This window comes from Devosia rhodophyticola (assembly GCF_028816475.1).
Taxonomy (GTDB): domain Bacteria; phylum Pseudomonadota; class Alphaproteobacteria; order Rhizobiales; family Devosiaceae; genus Devosia; species Devosia rhodophyticola.
This window is the reverse complement of sequence record NZ_CP118247.1, coordinates 2,337,098-2,353,914: the sequence shown is the minus strand read 5'-3', so window position 1 is coordinate 2,353,914 and position 16,817 is coordinate 2,337,098. Positions and strand designations below refer to the sequence as shown.

Below are 16,817 nucleotides of genomic sequence, written 5' to 3'. Positions count from 1 at the left end.
GGAGCGCCGCATTCCGAAAACATGAAAATTGATCTAGTTGATCCGGTAACGAAGAGTCGAACGAACTTCGTGGATCCAGTTATTCGAAGTCGAGAAGCCCATCGGCGATGGCTGGTTATTGGCGATTTTGGCCAGATAGATGGCTCGATAACCGACGTCCGCTGTGAAGGCGCCAAAGTCGTAGCCAACGCCGACCATGCCAGCCGCAGCCAGACTGGTGTTGGAACCGCCCGTAATTGGATTGCCAGCAGGTGCGTCCACACTGACTTGATTGAACGCCGCGCCGATACCAGCGCCGACATAACCAAAGGCACCACCGGCAGCCGAATAGCCTGAGCCCATGCCCGAATTAGCAAACGAGAAGTCGTAGTAGGCATTGGCGAGCGCAATGGTCGAGCGCAGCTTTAGCGAATATTTGCCAGCAACACCCGGCGCGGTTTTGGTGATCGAAACGCCATCGTTGGCGAGATAGTCGACAGTCGCATCAAATCGAAGGCCAGTGCCTGTTTCATAACCAAAACCGGCGCCAACGCTGTAGCCATAACCCCAGTCATTGACAGGATAGGTCACGTCACCACATCCGCACTCGTCGGCTTTGACTTCCCTGGTCCACAAGGCGTTGGCTGCGGCACTGCCGCGCAAATAGAACGATCCCTGCACGCCATAATCAACATCGGGGATATCAATTATGGGAGAGTAAACGGGCAGATCGGCAGCGAGTACGGGGAGAGCGATATTGGCGGCCCCAGCCACCAGCATCGCAGCGATGAGCTTACGCATGAGACATTCCTTAAAATTGCCACGACACCAGTCGATTGACGTCTAATATCCGGCAATTTTCTTAAATCTCACTTAACCTAAACATTTAACCGTAACTATCGGTAACTGTTACACTTCATTAATGAAGATGAATGGAAACTTGATCTGTATTTTGGCAGACCCGGGCCTGCGGGAACACCAAGGCGAGCAATCTTCAATCAGGCAACTTGGACTATGGCCGCTTCAATATCGCCCACCACAGCGGTGATCAGCGCCGCGTCGTCGGCCTCTCCCATCACCCGCACTACCGGCTCGGTGCCAGACTCGCGAATAACCAGTCGCCCGCCGCTTCCCAGCCGCGCCAGCCCTTCGGCTATGGCCTCCTTGACGATCTTATTCTCCAGCGGCTTACCGGTCTTGAACTTAACGCTGCGAAGCAATTGCGGCACCTTGTCGAAGCGGGCGCATATTTCCGAAACCGGGCGATCGAGTTGTTTGAGTACCGATAGCAATTGCAGGGCAGCGACGAGACCATCGCCCGTCGTGGTAAAGTCGGACAAAATGATGTGGCCAGATTGTTCGCCACCTACATTATAGCCCTTGGCCCGCATCGCTTCGAGCACATAGCGGTCCCCGACCTGGGTGCGTTCAAGCGTCAGCCCGATCGAACTCAGATATCGCTCCAGACCCAGATTGGACATGACGGTCGCAACAATACCCCCACCTAAAAGCATTTCGCGCTGCTTCCAGCTTTGGGCGATTACCGCCATGAACTGATCGCCGTCGATCACTTCACCCTTTTCATCGATGATGATGACACGATCCGCATCACCGTCCAGAGCAATGCCGATATCAGCGCGGACTTCCTTGACCTTGGCGGCGACCGCCTCCGGAGCCGTCGAGCCCACCTTGTAATTGATGTTGAAACCGTCTGGCTCCGCGCCAATTGTAACGACATCCGCCCCGAGCTCCCAGAGCGCAATGGGCGCAACCTTGTAGGCAGCACCGTTCGCACAATCGAGTACGACGCGCAGGCCCGTCAGATCAATACTGCGTGGCAAAGTGCGCTTGGCATATTCGATATAACGTGTACGCGCTTCTTCATCGCGATGCGCCCGCCCGATGTCGCGCCCCTGCGCCAGTAGATGGCCCATATCGCCATCGACCAGACGTTCGATTTCGGCTTCTACCTTGTCGCTGAGTTTGAATCCGTCGGGTCGAAACAGCTTGATGCCATTATCGTCGAAAGGATTATGCGACGCTGAAATCATCACGCCGAGATCGGCGCGCAGCGAGCGGGTCAACATGGCCACGGCTGGTGTCGGCATCGGACCCAGCAAATAGACGTCCATTCCCACAGCGGTAAATCCAGCTGTCAGCGCATTTTCGATCATATAGCCCGACCGGCGGGTGTCCTTGCCAATCACGACGCGATGCTTATGACTACCGCGCACAAATTTTTGGCCCGCCGCCATTCCCAGCTTCAGCGCCAGCTCAGGCGTGAGCATTGTCCCGTTCGCATGCCCGCGAATGCCATCGGTGCCAAAATATTTCCGTGCCATGTCGCCCTCGCCAAAATTGCCTCGTCAGGCAATATCGCAAAAAATACTTGCGACCGCCTGAATAATATCAGCGCGGTCTAGCAGAACCAACAGCAATGAAAAAGGGGCCGCCTGATGGCGACCCCTCTGATTCTATAAAGACAATTAACTTTCGGGCTGAGGCTCCATGCCCCCCTCAGGGGGGCTGTCGGGACGCTTCTTGCTCGCCTTGCCCGCAGTCGGCACCCCACTCTGCTTGGGAGCGGCTCCGTCGCTATCGTCCGGACGGATCGGCTGTTTGCCTTCCATCAGGGCGCGCAACTCGTCTCCGGTCAACGTTTCATACTCAAGCAACGCCTGCGCAACCGCTTCGAATTGCTCGATATTGCCATTGATTATATCGCGGGCGGCCTTTTCGCCGTCCTCAATCAGTTGGCGCACCTCCTGGTCGATCAGCTTGGCCGTGTCATCCGACATATTGTTAGACTGGGTCATCGAATGGCCAATGAACACTTCTTGCTCACTCGACTTGTAACGCACTCGGCCCAACTTTTCAGACATGCCCCACTCCATAACCATGGAGCGGGCAAGGCTTGTGGCCATCTGGATATCGCCAGAGGCACCGCTCGTGACCTTTTCCGGGCCGAACTTGTAGATCTCGGCTTCACGACCACCAAACAGCATGGCAAGACGCGCAACCGCCTTTTCGTGGCTGAACGAATAGCTGTCGCTTTCAGGTAGCGTCATGACCATACCCAAAGCCCGACCACGCGGAATGATCGTTGCCTTGTGGATCGGATCTATTCCCGCGACCTTGAGCGCGATGATGGCGTGGCCAGCCTCGTGATAGGCCGTCAGCTTCTTTTCATCTTCAGACATGGCCATGGTGCGGCGCTCCGCGCCCATCATGATCTTGTCCTTGGCGTCTTCAAATTCAGCGTGGGTAACAAAGCGTTTATTGCGCCGTGCGGCCAATAGCGCCGCCTCATTGACCAGGTTCATCAGGTCAGCACCCGAAAACCCGGGCGTACCGCGCGCCAATGTCTTAAGGTCAACATCTGGCGCCAAGGGCACCTTGCGTACGTGCACCTTGAGCACTTTTTCACGACCAGAAACATCAGGGTTCGGCACCACGACCTGACGATCGAAGCGACCGGGGCGCAATAGTGCTGGATCCAGAACATCGGGACGGTTGGTCGCAGCGATCAGAATTATGCCTTCATTGGCCTCAAACCCATCCATTTCGACCAGCAACTGATTGAGCGTCTGCTCGCGCTCGTCATTGCCGCCGCCAAGGCCAGCACCGCGCTGACGGCCCACCGCATCGATTTCGTCGATAAAGATTATGCAGGGAGCATTCTTCTTGGCCTGTTCGAACATGTCGCGCACACGCGATGCACCAACACCAACGAACATTTCCACAAAATCGGAACCCGAGATCGTGAAGAACGGCACATTGGCTTCGCCGGCAACCGAACGGGCCAGCAACGTCTTACCGGTACCCGGAGGGCCTACCAGCAGCACACCACGCGGAATTCGACCACCCAGCCGCTGGAACTTGCCCGGATCACGCAGGAACTCGACAATCTCCTCAAGATCCTGCTTAGCCTCATCGACACCAGCAACATCCTCGAACGTCACCTTGCCGTGGGTTTCGGTCAATAGCTTGGCTCGGGACTTGCCAAAGCCCATCGCGCCACCGCGGCCACCGCCCTGCATTTGCCGTATGAAAAAGAACCAGACCCCAATGATGACGATGAACGGCAACCATGAAGACAAGAGGATTGTCCAGAATGGGCTGGATTCAGGCTCGCGGGCCGTGATCGATACATCCTTATTCTCAAGGCGGCTGATAACATCAGCGCCATTCGGAATAATGGTCTCGAAGCGAGAATTGTCGTTTAGCAATCCCGTGACGGTGTCATTGGTGATGGTCACGCTGGACACCCGGCCCGCATCCACATCGCTTATGAATTGGCTATAGCTCTTGTCGGCCACCGAAACGGCGCGCGTCGAAGACTGGAAAACCTGAAACAGGCCCATCAGCATAAAGAGTATGACTAGCCAGATGGCAAAGTTGCGGAAGTTTCCGTTCATCAATTCCTGTCCCGGATGGCCGGCGCGTCCTCGGCCGGTGTCTGTGGGCAATGTATGTGCCCGCTAAGAGCGTTACAAGGGCAAGCCCTGCGGCCCTTTGCGCGTTTCGTCCAGTGCCTTTGACACTATTGGGTTAATACCACATCACGATTTGTTTGGTTCCACCACCAATTGTGATGCTAATTGCCCCCGCCGCCCCACTTCGGGCCCAATAGTAATCGTTCGCTTCTGTCGGCGTACCATGCAGCCATGAAGCGTTTGCCCTCCAAATTTCTGATCGGACACTAACGCCAGATAGAGTGCTTCAACACTGCTAATCACCCGCGACTTTTTACCCGAACCAATTTCAGCCAACAGCCGCGACAGCATCACCACGGCGACCGCTCGCGGCAATCGTGCAAACCCAATTCGGTCAATGGTGGCCTCTTCGCTTGTTCGGCTCGTCACAACCACTTGAACGGCAGTCTCAGCGGCCGACGCCAGCGCGTCCCGCGTCTGCCCCATTCGTTGGGCAAATTCCCCCAACCGACGGGCGTCCAGTCCGAGTTCGTCCAATTGAGGTAGCAGATTGCGCCAACGTACCCGCTCGTAACGGGTGTCCTGATTCGATGGGTCCTCAAACGGCACCAATCCAACAGCAGCGACAATTGCGCGCAAATCCTCTCGATCAATATCAAGCAACGGTCGGAAGATCGGCACTCCACCAACATTGGACAATGGCGTCATGCCAGCCAGTCCAGCAACGCCGCTGCCGTGCGCCAAACGCATCAAGACAGTTTCGGCTTGATCCTGCCGGTGATGGGCGGTCAGCAAAATGCCAACCCCGCCATCAGCCATCGCCGCACCAATCAAGCCATAGCGTGCGTTGCGAGCAGCCTCCTGAATGCCACTGGTGGGATGAGGTGACGACCAAACCAGCGCCCGCGCCTTCAGCCCCAGTTCGGCAGCAACCGCAAGAACTGCGGCCACCTCATCGCGCGCTTCGGGGCGTAACCCGTGGTCGACTGAATAGACCACAAGCTCAACTCTCGCGCGTACCGCCCAGCGATGAGCAAGCACCATCAACGCCAGACTATCGGCGCCGCCAGACACTGCCAGGCCGACCCGGTCGTAAACATCGACCGGCCTAAATAGCCGGTCGAGCAAAGTCAGGTTGTCGAGTAGCGTCAGGCTGGGGGACATTGGGCCTTGGCCTGTTCCTGCTGTAGTCGCGTTGCAAACGCCGGAGTCAAATCTGTATAACGTTTGTCAATCTCGGCCAGCGTACGGCAAGCCGTATCGCGTTCGCCCGCCCCCGAAAGGGACATACCCAGACGCAACAGCAAATCTGGCGCACGTGGCGAATCCGGCCTTTTCTGGAACGCCGTCAAAAGAACATCAGCCGCCTCATCATAGGCCCCGCGCTGCAAAAGCGCCTCACCCAGCCAGTTTGCCGCATCCGAATATTGCGGGCTGTCGGGATAAAGCTGGATATATTGAGAGAACTGATCCTCGGCGAACAGATAGTCGCCGCGCAATATGGCCTCATAGCCCGCCTGATATTGGGCGTCCGCGTCAGCATTGTCGGTGTTGACTTGACCAGGGGTATAATTGAGATCAAGCGGCGCCCCTGTTCCGACAAGCGGATCGCCCGAGGCGCCGATGTCATCCGTTGGCGCGCCGGCGCCATCGGTAAACGTGGGATCGACCTCGGCCTCCCCTGGCAATGGAACCACGCCCTGCTCGGGAATATCAGTCATCGGCACATTGCTCGGGTCCTGCGGCAACACCCCGTCGGGCGTCACGCCCTCCGATTGGGTCGCCGCATCATTTTTTCCCCCAGCACCGCCTTCAAGCGCTTGAAATCGCCCTTCATTGTCCTGCCGCATGCGATCAATCAGCGTCTGCATCTGGGTGAGTTGGAAGGTCAACCCGTCCACTTGACCATTAAGCGTCCTCAACTGCTCTTCAAGCTGCTGGATGCGCAACGCCAGCTGTGCTTCTTCCTGCGTCTGGGCCACAAGAATTCTGGTCGGCACCGCGTCGCTGAGCACCCGCTGGCCAACATTACCCGGGGGCAACAGGTTGGACTGGGTCGTGGCCGAGGCCGAGTTTGCCGCACCCAGCAAGAGCAATGCCGAAAGTGCGACTCTGATTCGGCCCTTAGGTCGGATCATGGATAATTTCACCTTGTAACTCCATTGTGCTGCGGCTGAACCTAGGTGGGTTTTACCGCTATTGCGCGCTCATTACAGCCGAATTTTGGTCAAAAAGAAGCGCCGGGACCTTTTCGGGTACCCGGCGCTCTTGCCTCCAGTTTGCACTGGTTCGCTCTGTCTGGCCTCTTGGGCCTTCCAGGTTATTGTACCACGGTCACCGCACGACGGTTCTGGCTCCAACAGGAGATGTCGTTACAGATAGCCACGGGTCGTTCCTTGCCGAACGATTTCGAGGTGATGCGCTGGGCGCTGACGCCACGCGACACAAGATAATTGACCACAACCGAAGCACGGCGGGCGCCAAGGGCAATGTTATATTCGCGCGTACCGCGTTCGTCGGCATGGCCCTCGATCAGAATGCGATAGTTGCCATACTGGTTGAGCCATGCTGCCTGCTTGTCCAGCGTCGCCGTTGCCGTCGAGGTCAAGGAAGACGAATCAGTTTCAAAAAATACCCGGTCGCCGACGGAGACCAGAAATTCCTGCTGACTACCGGGCGCGCCGCCGCCCGGACCAAGATTGCCCACACCGGTGGCCGGGGTGCGCGAACACGCCGCGACTGCGACGAGTAGGACAACCATCGCAAGTGCGCGAAGGCCAAGATTGATGGGGGCTAGCGTAGGCATCCGGTTTAGCTCCTGAAGACGAATTTCTTAAGCACCACATTTACCGTGCTAATATTAAGAGCGGGTTTTTCAGCGTGGTTAATCAATACCTATTCCGGCGTGAATGTGGCAGAAATCAAGGCACTTCCCCACTGTTGCAATTCCGCCACGCGCCTACCGCGCCAATGCAATAAGGTTAAGAACCTCAAGCCTTTACGCCCGCAAACCTGACCATGCAGGATCTGAGGCAAAGGTTTCCGTCGGGATCGTGAGTACATTCCGGCCCCAGATATCCACAGATTTGAGGCGCGGACCATCATTGCCGCCCGGATCCTGGAAGAACATGATTACCCGCCCATTGGGTGCCCAACTCGGCCCCTCGGCATGAAAGCTGGTGTAAAGCAGTCGCTCCCCAGATCCGTCCGGGTTCATGATTCCAATGCTGAACTGCCCACCTGATTGCCGGGTAAAGGCGATTAGATCGCCCTTGGGCGCCCAAACGGGCGTTGAATAACTCCCCTCACCAAAACTGATCCGTTGCGCTTGTCCGCCGCCTGCGGCCATCATGTACAGTTGGGGTGAGCCGCCGCGATCACTTTCAAAGATGATGCGACTGCCGTCAGGCGAATAGCTTGGTCCAGTGTCAATGGCCCCGCCGCTAGTCAGCTGAGTTGGTTGGCCACCGGCCACCGCGATTGAATAGATATTGGTCGCCCCACTGGCCTCGACCGAGAACGCGATCCGTCCCCCATCGGGCGAGAACCGGGGCGCAAATGTCATCGCACCGAACGAACCCAGCCGCCGTTGCTGCCCGGTCGACAATTGCAGCAGATAGACCTGCGGATTGCCGTCGTCAAAATTCATATAGGTGACCAGATCATTGTTCGGCGAAAAACGCGGCGTCAAAGCCAGCGTACGCCCTTCGGTCAGATATTGGGAATTGGCCCCATCCTGATCCATGATCGCCAGCCGTTTTACCCGGTTGGCCTTGGGGCCGCTCTCGGACACATAAACCACACGCGTATCAAAATAACCCGAACCGCCAGCCAACGATTCATAAATCGCGTCGGATATAATGTGCGCGACGCGACGCGAACTATTGGGGTCAGTACTATATTGCTTGCCAACAACCTGGGCTGCCTGTTGGGTATCCCAGACCCGCACCGAGGACTGGATCTGCCCGCCGCGCTCCACCTGTCCCATCACCAGCGCGTCAACATTGATCTGGCGCCAGCTATTAAAGTCCGGCGTTGCCGCAACGTCACCGACTTGAATGGGGAGCGAGGCCGGATCGAGCGGCAAAAATAACCCGCTCCGCTGCAGATTGTTGCGCACGATACCAGCAATTTCCTGCCCGAACGCCGGGTCCGATGAAGCAAAATCGGGAATGGCGATGGGCAGCGGCTGAAAATTTCCACCGCTCACATTGACCTCGACCAGCGCCGACGCAGCGCGGCTCGCGGCAAGCGTCGCCCCGGTTGCCAATCCAAGCTTCAATGCAGTACGGCGGTTGAATAACATCATCGTTTCATCCATCGGTTTTCGGTGTCATTGCGCCGGGCAATCACGATTGTTCTCTGGCGTCAAAGTTGACGCGTACTGTGTTCCAGCCCGCATCGCCCTCGTACTTTTCGGGCGGCAGCATGGTGTACCCATTTTCGCCGCACCGAAGCACAGCGCGCACGGCAGCACTCCCGGTTGCGGCACCCATGATGGGGCCGGTCACCGATATAATCCTCGGTTGACCCTGTACCATACCATTGGGCGTAAATTTTACTTCGACAACTGCCGACGCTCCTTCGTCGGCGGCCCCGACCGGTGGGAAGAAGCATTGTTTCATCGCAGCGGACAATCCATCCAATTCAGATCGTGTCAATGTCGCAGACCGGCCAGATTGCTTGCCCAGCGTAGGATCTCCACCTTGCCCGGTGGTGGCGCCTGTTGAATTATCCCTGTTGATAATGGCCGAAATATCATCAGCCAACGATGCATCCAACTGTGTGGTTGCCTCGCGTTCCTGTTTTGCTTTTTCCGCTGCGGCGGCCACTGCCACCTTTTTCTCTTCGGCAGCTTTGACTTCCGCCAGTTTCCTGGCCTCTTCTTCGGCTCGCTTCTTGGCCTCGGCAACCGCCGCCGCCTGCTGCTTTTTATAGTCAGCCCGCTTTTGATCAAGCGATATGGGACGCGAAACCGGCACCGGCGCAACGGCGGCCGGTGCGTTTTGCTCGCTCGCCAATACCGGCTCAGGTTCCGGTGCTGGCTCCGGTGCGGGCGCGGGTTCTGGCGTAGGCTCCGGTGTGGGCGCCGGTTCTGGCAGCGTAGGCACGGGCCCTGGCTCTGGCGCAGGCGCCGGTTCGGGTGCCGGGGCAGGCTCGGGGTCAGGCTCGGGAGTCGGTTCAGGTCGCGTCGCTGGTGCTGGCGCCGTCTTGGTTACGGGTGCAGGAGTCGGCGTATCGGCGGGCGTTGGTTGAACCTGATCTTTTTCCGTATTCCCTGTCGGCTGCGCTAGATCTGCCGGTTTGTCATCCGTGACTGTCGAGGGGGTGTCGGTGTTAACAATTTCGCTCTCAAGTGAACCGGCGCGGATGTTGGAAACATCAGAGATGGATACAAGGTCCACCGAAATGGAATCAACGACCACCGGGTCAAGCTTGCTGGCCCCCAGGCTGATCAAGCCGATGGTCAACAAGGCGATATGGGCAAATGCCGATGCAGCCAGGCCGGTGCGCATGCTCGGCCTACCTCGAAGCCTGTTCCGTGATCAACCCGATCTTGGAATAGCCGGCCGCCGACAACAGACCCATGACCTTCATCACCGAGCCATAATTGGCTGTGGTATCGCCGCGCAGGAATATCCGCGATTCAGTGCCGTTCGCTGATTGCGTGTTCAACGTGGATACCAGATCGTCTTCCGCAACTTGTTTCTCGCCGACAAAAATCGCACCGTCGGGTGTTACTGAAACTGTGATGGGCTGAGTTTCGCTATTGATGTCCTTGGCCGCCGATTGTGGCAGATCAATAGGGACGCCCGCCGTCATCATCGGCGCTGCCACCATGAAAACAATTAGCAGCACCAGCATCACGTCCACAAGCGGCGTCACGTTGATCTCGCTCATCACACCGCCGTGCCGACCGCGCCTACTGCGCCTTCCGCCCCCGCGACGGCCTCCCGCTGCACCCATGCCCATGATTATTTACCCCGAGCTTCGAGTTGGCGGCTTAAGATCGTCGAAAATTCATCGGCAAAACCTTCAAGCCGTCCAATCATCTTGCCCGCATCAGATGATAGCTTATTGTAGGCAATAACCGCCGGAATAGCAGCAACCAGCCCGATGGCTGTAGCAAATAGTGCTTCAGCGATAGGCGCGGCCACAACCGCAAGATTGGTGCTTGATGAAGCAGCAATCGCCGTAAACGCATTCATGATCCCCCATACGGTGCCGAACAGCCCGATGAATGGGCCAGCTGAACCAACGGTCGCCAAAAACGTCAGGCGCTTCTCAAGGTTTTCGCTCTCACGCGCAATGGCGACGTCGAGCACCTTATCGAGCCGTTGCTGCATACCCACGTAGGACGAAGCGTTTTGTTCATGACTGCGCTTCCATTCCTTCATCGCTGCAACAAATACGGCGCCCAGACCACCCGAGACGCGCTCAGACTGCGCCTGGTACAACTCTTCCAGCGATTGTCCAGACCAGAACTGCCTCTCAAAGCGGTTCATCTCGCTGGCCGCACGTCGGTAGTGAAGCGTCTTGTCGATAATGATGGCCCAGCACCAGATCGAGGCACCCAGCAGCCCCAACATGACGCACTTGACCACCCAGTCTGCCGACCAGAACAAGCCCCAGATTGAAAAGTCGACGTGTGGAGCAACAGCTCCTACAGCATCCATGGCTTCCATGAAGTGATCCTTTTTGGCCCGGTCCATAGTGACCGACCCCTTACGCAGTTGCGATGAGGTCGAAATTTGTCAAATTTAAGAGAAATTGCCCAGAAATCCGGTTGTTGGCGGTGCAGAGCTCCAGCATTTGTCCCTTTGCCGCAATTATGGTCAAGGATTGGTTAACAAAGGCTCACGTCCGGGTCGATCAAACAACTTGTGAAGGAACTCCTGCCGACGCCCCTCGTTTGTTGCCTGCCAGCCAGTTCGCTGGCAACTCGGGAGAAACCCAAATGACAATCAGATCCGCAACCATTGCCACAGTCACCGCAGCCAGCTTGATGTTTGCCGCAACACCTGCCTTTGCCGAGGTGCTCAATATGAGTGCCGACCTTTCGGGCCAGGCCGAAGTGCCGCCAAACGACGCCACTGGCTCGGGCAAACTTGAAGCCACATACGATACCGACACGATGAAATTTACATGGACCGCGAGCTATGAGGGGCTGACTGGGGACGCGACTGCCGCGCACTTCCACGGCCCGGCCGCTGAAGGTGAAAATGCCGACCCGGTCGTCCCGGTCGAAGGTGATCTTGCCAGTCCAATCAAAGGCGAAGCAACCCTGACCGAAGATCAGGTAAGCCAACTTCAGGACGGAAAATGGTATTTCAACATCCACACCGCAGCCAACCAGGGCGGTGAACTTCGTGGGCAGGTCAAGCCAGCCAGCGCCATGTAGCGCAGTCAAATATCATTTCAATGAGGGGCCACCTGGTGGTCCCTTTTTATGGTTTGTCGCTTCTTAGAAGAGCAAGCAGTTGCTTGGGCATTCGAGCGACGCCCCCGCTCATTCGGATCGAGGCAACAACAACCTCTGCCTCAGTCAGGACTGTATCCGCGCGCAAAATCTGTTGCCTCAACACCAGACGAGCGCCGGTAATCGCGTTCACCTCAGTAGTTACTGTCAACAAGTCATCGATGTGGGCGGTGCGCAGAAATTCGATTTGCATGGAGCACACTGCAAACGCCAGGCCTTGTACCGCCAACTCAAAATGGTGAATACCAACGTCGCGCAAGAACTCTGTCCGCCCGCGTTCAAAAAACTTCAGATAGGCGGCGTGATAAACATTCCCCGAAAAGTCGGTGTCTTCATAGTAGACGCGCACCGGAAAACTATAAGTTGCCGAATCGGCCATGCCGTTTAGCCTCCGTGGCGCGACGAAAATCTATCATTCGAACCTTTGTCCTGAGCGGTGCGCCTGTACTGGCCTGCACCCAGGATCAAGCCGAATAACAACGACGGACCGTGAATATTGTGAATGGCGGTCAACCACACCGCCAGCATCGATCCAATAATTGGCCAAAACCGGCGCGCGGGCATTGGCGATGCTGCGCGCCAAAGATGAACCAGACCAAGGCCGACCAGTCCGAGTACAGCAACTGAATTTCCGCCGCCGACCGGTTCCCAAAATATTCCGGCAGTTTCCCCAATCAACCCGCCACCTACATAGGCAAGCGCCCACAAGAACCGAGAATAGTGTCGCTCAACGTATAATCCGGCCACCATCAGGGCGACCAGGTTCAAGGCGATCTGGCCCAATCCATCGACCTGTACCAGTAAGGCCGTAATGAACCGCCATATTTCGCCCTCGCTCAACATGCTTGGTTCGCGCTGAAAGGCAGGAGCGAGTTCCGGTACCGCATATTGCAGCGCGGCAAACACTGCCGTCGCGGCGAACGTGCCCAACGTCATCCATGGAAATATGCCCGGACGCCTCATTCCTCTGGCTCTTCAAATAGGTTGGCCTGCAACCCGACAAATCCCTGCGGGACGATAAGCCCGATGTGCTGGAACGCCGCGCCGGTCAGCATCCGTCCCCGCGGTGTACGCTGCACAAAACCTTGTTGGATCAGATAGGGTTCGACAATTTCCTCCAGCGCATCGCGCGGCTCTGACAGCGCCGCCGCAATAGTTTCGATGCCGACCGGACCGCCACCATAAAATTCTGCGATTGTGGTCAGATAACGCCTATCAAGCTGATCAAGCCCGCGCTCATCGACGTCCAACCGCAGCAAAGCCTTATCTGCCACCGAACGGGTAATTTCCTTGACCCCATCCACCAGCGCGAAATCGGTGACCCTGCGCAATAGTCGTCCGGCAATACGCGGTGTTCCGCGCGACCGGCGGGCAATTTCCATCGCCCCATCCATGGCCATGGTCGTGCCCATCAACCGCGCCCCGCGCGTCACGATCTGCACCAATTCCTCCGGGGTATAAAAATTGAGCCGGACAGGAATCCCGAACCGGTCGCGCAAAGGTGTGGTCAGCAACCCGGCTCGCGTCGTCGCCCCAACCAGAGTAAATCGCGCCAGATCAATCCGCACAGACCGCGCCGAAGGCCCTTCCCCGATGATCAGATCAAGCTGAAAATCCTCCATCGCGGGGTAGAGAACTTCCTCAATCGCCGGGTTCAGCCGATGAATCTCGTCAATGAACAGAACATCGCGGTCCTCAAGATTAGTCAGCAAGGCCGCCAGATCACCGGCCTTTGCAATAACCGGCCCTGAGGTTGCGCGAAACCCGACACCCAGTTCACGCGAAATGATCTGCGCCAACGTCGTCTTGCCGAGGCCCGGCGGGCCTACAAACAGAACATGATCGAGCGCCGCACCCCGTCGCTTGGCCGCCTCGATAAAAACTTCCAGATTGGCCCTAGCCGCCGCCTGGCCAATGAATTCGGAGAAACCCGAAGGGCGCAGTGCCACATCGAGCGGTTCATCGCGCCCCGCCTCCGCAGAGGTCAAATCAGTCAACTACTCAACTCCCGCAGACCTAACCGGATCATTTTTTCGGTCGGCGTGTCGGCGCCCTCTCTGGCCATCACCCGCGCCACGGCTGCCGAAGCCTGTGCACTCGAATAGCCCAGATTGGTCAGTGCCGAGACCGCGTCAGCAACGGGTCCATTTGCCACCCCTTCGCCCAACGCACTTTGCAGACCCAGCACCCCGGCGTCCACCGCCCCGCCAGCGGGAACCTTGCCCTTGAGTTCGGTAATGATGCGCACAGCCAATTTGGACCCCACTCCATTGGCCCGGCCAACCATGGCCTTGTCCTGCAAAGCAATGGCACTCGAAATTTCTGCCGGCGACAATGCCGACAGAATTGCCAGTGCCACGCGCGCGCCAACGCCTTGCACCGACGTCAGCAATTCAAACCATGCCTTTTCGCCAGCGCTGCCGAATCCGTAGAGCCGGATCATATCCTCGCGCACCATCATCTCGATAAACAGCACCGCCGCCTCACCGACCCGAGGCATTCCCTGAAGCGTTCGCGAAGAACAAAACGCCTGATAGCAGACTCCTGCACGTCAATCAGAACGCTATCATCATCAAAACTGTCGATATTACCCTTGAGCTTGCCGATCATGCGCTGGCCCTGAGTCGCATTGCTGCCAGCCGATGGTGAGCATGACAAATGCCAATGGCCAGAGCATCAGCAGCGTCCGCTCCTTTGAAGCGCGCGGTTGGCAATAATATCCGGATCATCGCGGCCACCTGATCTTTTTCCGCATGGCCCGTCCCCACGACCGATTTCTTGATCAGATTGGCCGCATACTCAGAAACTGGCACGCCACGCGCAGCGGGCGTCATCAGTGCAATGCCTCGCGCCTGCCCAAGCAACAGCGCAGACTGGGCGCCCTTGCTAACAAAAGTCTCCTCGACAGCCGCCTCGTCAGGTTGATATTCATCCACCAGCGCTGTGATCTCTTTGAACAGATGCACCAGGCGATCGGCTAGCGCAATATCGGTCGGCGGCGTCAATGTCCCACAGGCAACAAAGCTCAACCGATTACCCCTGGTTTCGATCACACCCCAGCCGCAGCGGCGCAGACCAGGATCAATCCCCATGATTCGTACTGTGTCCGTCATGCCCCACCTTTAACCGTCCGCGGCCAACCTAACAAATACTATGTGAACAAACCAGAAACAATGCCGGTGGAAAACCGGTTGAAGAAGCAATTGTCAGTTGCCCGTCAATCACTTGTTTAGACCGCGCTCCTAAGTTATGCCACCGAACAGGGAACGCACTCCATGCACCAACACAAGCAACGGCTATCCCGCCAGTCCTGGGTCAGGGTCTTGCGCATAACCGCGTTGATTAGCGTATTTTCGGTGCTGTTTTCGGTTCTCGCCACGAAGCTGTTGATGGAAACATTCTCGCAAGGGATCAATTTGCAGGGCACCTTGGTCGCCATCATCATGCCTTTAATATTGGGCACGCCGATGTTGTTTTTCATGTCGCTGAAAAACGAGCAGCTTCGTGCCCTGAACAAATTGCTGGATCTGGCTGCCACCACTGACTGGCTGACCGGTTGCCTCAATCGCGGCACCTTTACAGCCCAAACGACTCATCGCCTCGCCAAATCTCTGGTCGGGCCCGATGGCGGCGCGCTGTTGCTCCTTGACGCCGACGGCTTCAAATCCATCAACGATCGCTTCGGTCATAATCAGGGCGACGAGGCATTGCGCCTGTTCGCCCAGACAATCCGGGCTTCCGTCCGCGGTAGCGACCTTGTTGGTCGGGTTGGTGGAGAAGAATTTTGCATTTATCTCGATAACGCCAATCCCGCGACCGTCGACAGAATAGCCGAGCGCATTCGAGGCGCAATTGCAGGCCTGAGCTTTAGACCAAATGGACAACCATATCAGCTTTCGGTTAGCATCGGCGGCGCCTGTTTTATGCAAACCGGCGACTTCGACAATCTGTATCGCCTCGCGGATCAGCGGCTCTATGCCGCCAAAAACCGCGGCCGCGACTGTGTGGCTATCGCCCGGGCCGCCTGAACCGACGTCATTATCGTCCACTTCCAATGCCGGTTGCAGCTGCGACTGGCAGCCAAACCGTCATGGAGCCAACTGTGATCAATATTGCGCTCGCATCCCCAAAAACCTGGTCCTCAGTTATCCGTTTGACCATTTTGGCCACTGTCGCGAGCCTGTTGGTTTCCTTGCTCTTCAACGCCCTGGCTTTCGGTGATCTAGGACAACGAACCCTGCAACGCTCCTTGATCAGCGCTCTGGTGGCACCACTACTCATAGGCGCGCCGCTATTTTTCATCATCGGCTGGCGATGGCGCAGTTTGGCCTTGGCCAATTCCCGGTTGGGCGATTTAGCCCGCACCGACAGCCTGACCGAATGCCTAAACCGGGGCGCCTTCGCAGACCGCGTAGAGGACCTTCTGGCTGGCACTGGCATGGAGATGGCGACCGGCTCATTTTTGATGATTGACGCCGATAATTTCAAGACCATCAACGATCGATATGGCCACGAGGCTGGTGATCAGGCGCTACGCATCATTGTGCGTTCAATCCGCACCATCTTGCGCAGGCAAGACATCATCGGGCGCATGGGTGGAGAGGAGTTCGCCGTCTATCTTCCCGAAACCGCTCTCGCCGATGCTGCCGTTATGGCTGAACGGATTCGGCGCGCCGTCAATCTTGCAGTTTTTACCCCCACCACCGTCCCGCACCAGCTCTCGATCAGCATTGGTGGGGTGGCCTTCGACACGCCAACCAACTTTGCCCGCCTGTTCAGTCTCGCCGACTATCACCTTTATGCTGCAAAAAACGACGGTCGCAACTGCATCAATCTCATACAGGCGGACGACACCGAGACAACACCAGATGCAATTGACGCGCACTTGGGTTGACCGCATCGGTATGAGCAAAAAAAATAGC

Annotated in this window: 17 protein-coding genes and 1 pseudogene; 3 read left to right on the top strand and 15 right to left on the bottom strand. The window is 57.1% G+C overall.

Going from position 1 to position 16,817, the window contains the following annotated elements; all coding sequences use genetic code 11:
• Positions 1–33: 33 nt before the first annotated feature.
• The 10 genes from PSQ90_RS11570 to tolQ form a co-directional block, all read right to left on the bottom strand.
• On the bottom strand, positions 34–780 hold the full coding sequence (locus tag PSQ90_RS11570) for an outer membrane protein (protein WP_282210456.1): 747 nt from the start codon (positions 778–780) through the stop codon (positions 34–36).
• Positions 781–977: 197 nt separating this feature from the next.
• Positions 978–2,321, bottom strand: coding sequence for a phosphoglucosamine mutase (glmM, locus tag PSQ90_RS11565; RefSeq protein ID WP_282210455.1), 1,344 nt, complete (start codon positions 2,319–2,321; stop codon positions 978–980).
• A gap of 144 nt (positions 2,322–2,465) precedes the next feature.
• On the bottom strand, positions 2,466–4,397 hold the full coding sequence (gene ftsH / locus PSQ90_RS11560) for an ATP-dependent zinc metalloprotease FtsH (RefSeq protein WP_282210454.1): 1,932 nt from the start codon (positions 4,395–4,397) through the stop codon (positions 2,466–2,468).
• Between the two features lie 144 nt (positions 4,398–4,541).
• Positions 4,542–5,579, bottom strand: coding sequence for a tRNA lysidine(34) synthetase TilS (gene tilS, locus PSQ90_RS11555; RefSeq protein WP_282210453.1), 1,038 nt, complete (start codon positions 5,577–5,579; stop codon positions 4,542–4,544).
• A complete protein-coding gene (ybgF, locus tag PSQ90_RS11550) occupies positions 5,564–6,553 on the bottom strand; it encodes a tol-pal system protein YbgF (RefSeq protein ID WP_282210452.1) in 990 nt (329 codons plus the stop codon). Before ybgF ends, tilS begins: the two co-directional genes overlap by 16 nt.
• A 182-nt stretch (positions 6,554–6,735) precedes the next feature.
• Positions 6,736–7,221 (bottom strand): peptidoglycan-associated lipoprotein Pal, encoded by a 486-nt coding sequence (gene pal / locus PSQ90_RS11545; RefSeq protein WP_282210451.1) that lies wholly within the window; start codon positions 7,219–7,221, stop codon positions 6,736–6,738.
• A 192-nt stretch (positions 7,222–7,413) separates the two neighbouring features.
• Positions 7,414–8,721 (bottom strand): Tol-Pal system beta propeller repeat protein TolB, encoded by a 1,308-nt coding sequence (gene tolB, locus PSQ90_RS11540; protein WP_407648215.1) that lies wholly within the window; start codon positions 8,719–8,721, stop codon positions 7,414–7,416.
• A gap of 43 nt (positions 8,722–8,764) precedes the next feature.
• On the bottom strand, positions 8,765–9,931 hold the full coding sequence (locus tag PSQ90_RS11535) for a hypothetical protein (RefSeq protein ID WP_282210449.1): 1,167 nt from the start codon (positions 9,929–9,931) through the stop codon (positions 8,765–8,767).
• A 7-nt stretch (positions 9,932–9,938) separates the two neighbouring features.
• Positions 9,939–10,388, bottom strand: a complete 450-nt coding sequence (gene tolR / locus PSQ90_RS11530; protein ID WP_282210448.1) for a protein TolR — start codon at positions 10,386–10,388, stop codon at positions 9,939–9,941.
• Positions 10,389–10,390: 2 nt separating this feature from the next.
• Positions 10,391–11,092 carry a protein TolQ gene (gene tolQ, locus PSQ90_RS11525; RefSeq protein ID WP_282213046.1) on the bottom strand — a complete coding sequence of 234 codons (702 nt, stop codon included), beginning with the start codon at positions 11,090–11,092 and terminating at the stop codon, positions 10,391–10,393.
• 281 nt (positions 11,093–11,373) lie between these two features.
• Between tolQ and PSQ90_RS11520 the strand changes: the two genes are divergently transcribed.
• The gene (locus tag PSQ90_RS11520; RefSeq protein ID WP_282210447.1) at positions 11,374–11,817 is read left to right on the top strand and encodes a CHRD domain-containing protein; all 444 of its coding nucleotides are present in this window, start codon (positions 11,374–11,376) and stop codon (positions 11,815–11,817) included.
• Positions 11,818–11,863: 46 nt separating this feature from the next.
• Here the strand turns inward: PSQ90_RS11520 and PSQ90_RS11515 are convergent, their stop codons facing one another.
• The 5 genes and pseudogenes from PSQ90_RS11515 to ruvC all read right to left on the bottom strand — a co-directional run bounded on the left by PSQ90_RS11515 (position 11,864) and on the right by ruvC (position 15,008).
• A complete protein-coding gene (locus PSQ90_RS11515; RefSeq protein ID WP_282210446.1) occupies positions 11,864–12,274 on the bottom strand; it encodes a YbgC/FadM family acyl-CoA thioesterase in 411 nt (136 codons plus the stop codon).
• A 5-nt stretch (positions 12,275–12,279) separates the two neighbouring features.
• Positions 12,280–12,858, bottom strand: coding sequence for a rhomboid family intramembrane serine protease (locus tag PSQ90_RS11510; protein WP_282210445.1), 579 nt, complete (start codon positions 12,856–12,858; stop codon positions 12,280–12,282).
• Positions 12,855–13,892, bottom strand: a complete 1,038-nt coding sequence (gene ruvB, locus PSQ90_RS11505; protein ID WP_282210444.1) for a Holliday junction branch migration DNA helicase RuvB — start codon at positions 13,890–13,892, stop codon at positions 12,855–12,857. Before ruvB ends, PSQ90_RS11510 begins: the two co-directional genes overlap by 4 nt.
• Positions 13,889–14,505, bottom strand: a pseudogene (gene ruvA / locus PSQ90_RS11500) (Holliday junction branch migration protein RuvA). The gene ruvB and the pseudogene ruvA overlap by 4 nt, the downstream one beginning before the upstream one ends.
• Positions 14,502–15,008: a crossover junction endodeoxyribonuclease RuvC gene (gene ruvC, locus PSQ90_RS11495; protein ID WP_282210443.1), complete on the bottom strand. Its 507-nt coding sequence runs from the start codon at positions 15,006–15,008 to the stop codon at positions 14,502–14,504. The pseudogene ruvA and the gene ruvC overlap by 4 nt, the downstream one beginning before the upstream one ends.
• 162 nt (positions 15,009–15,170) lie before the next feature.
• Here ruvC and PSQ90_RS11490 point away from each other — a divergent pair, with 162 nt between their 5' ends.
• Together PSQ90_RS11490 and PSQ90_RS11485 are read left to right on the top strand one after the other, a co-directional pair.
• The gene (locus PSQ90_RS11490; protein WP_282210442.1) at positions 15,171–15,923 is read left to right on the top strand and encodes a GGDEF domain-containing protein; all 753 of its coding nucleotides are present in this window, start codon (positions 15,171–15,173) and stop codon (positions 15,921–15,923) included.
• Between the two features lie 74 nt (positions 15,924–15,997).
• A complete protein-coding gene (locus PSQ90_RS11485; protein ID WP_282210441.1) occupies positions 15,998–16,789 on the top strand; it encodes a GGDEF domain-containing protein in 792 nt (263 codons plus the stop codon).
• Positions 16,790–16,817: the final 28 nt, after the last annotated feature.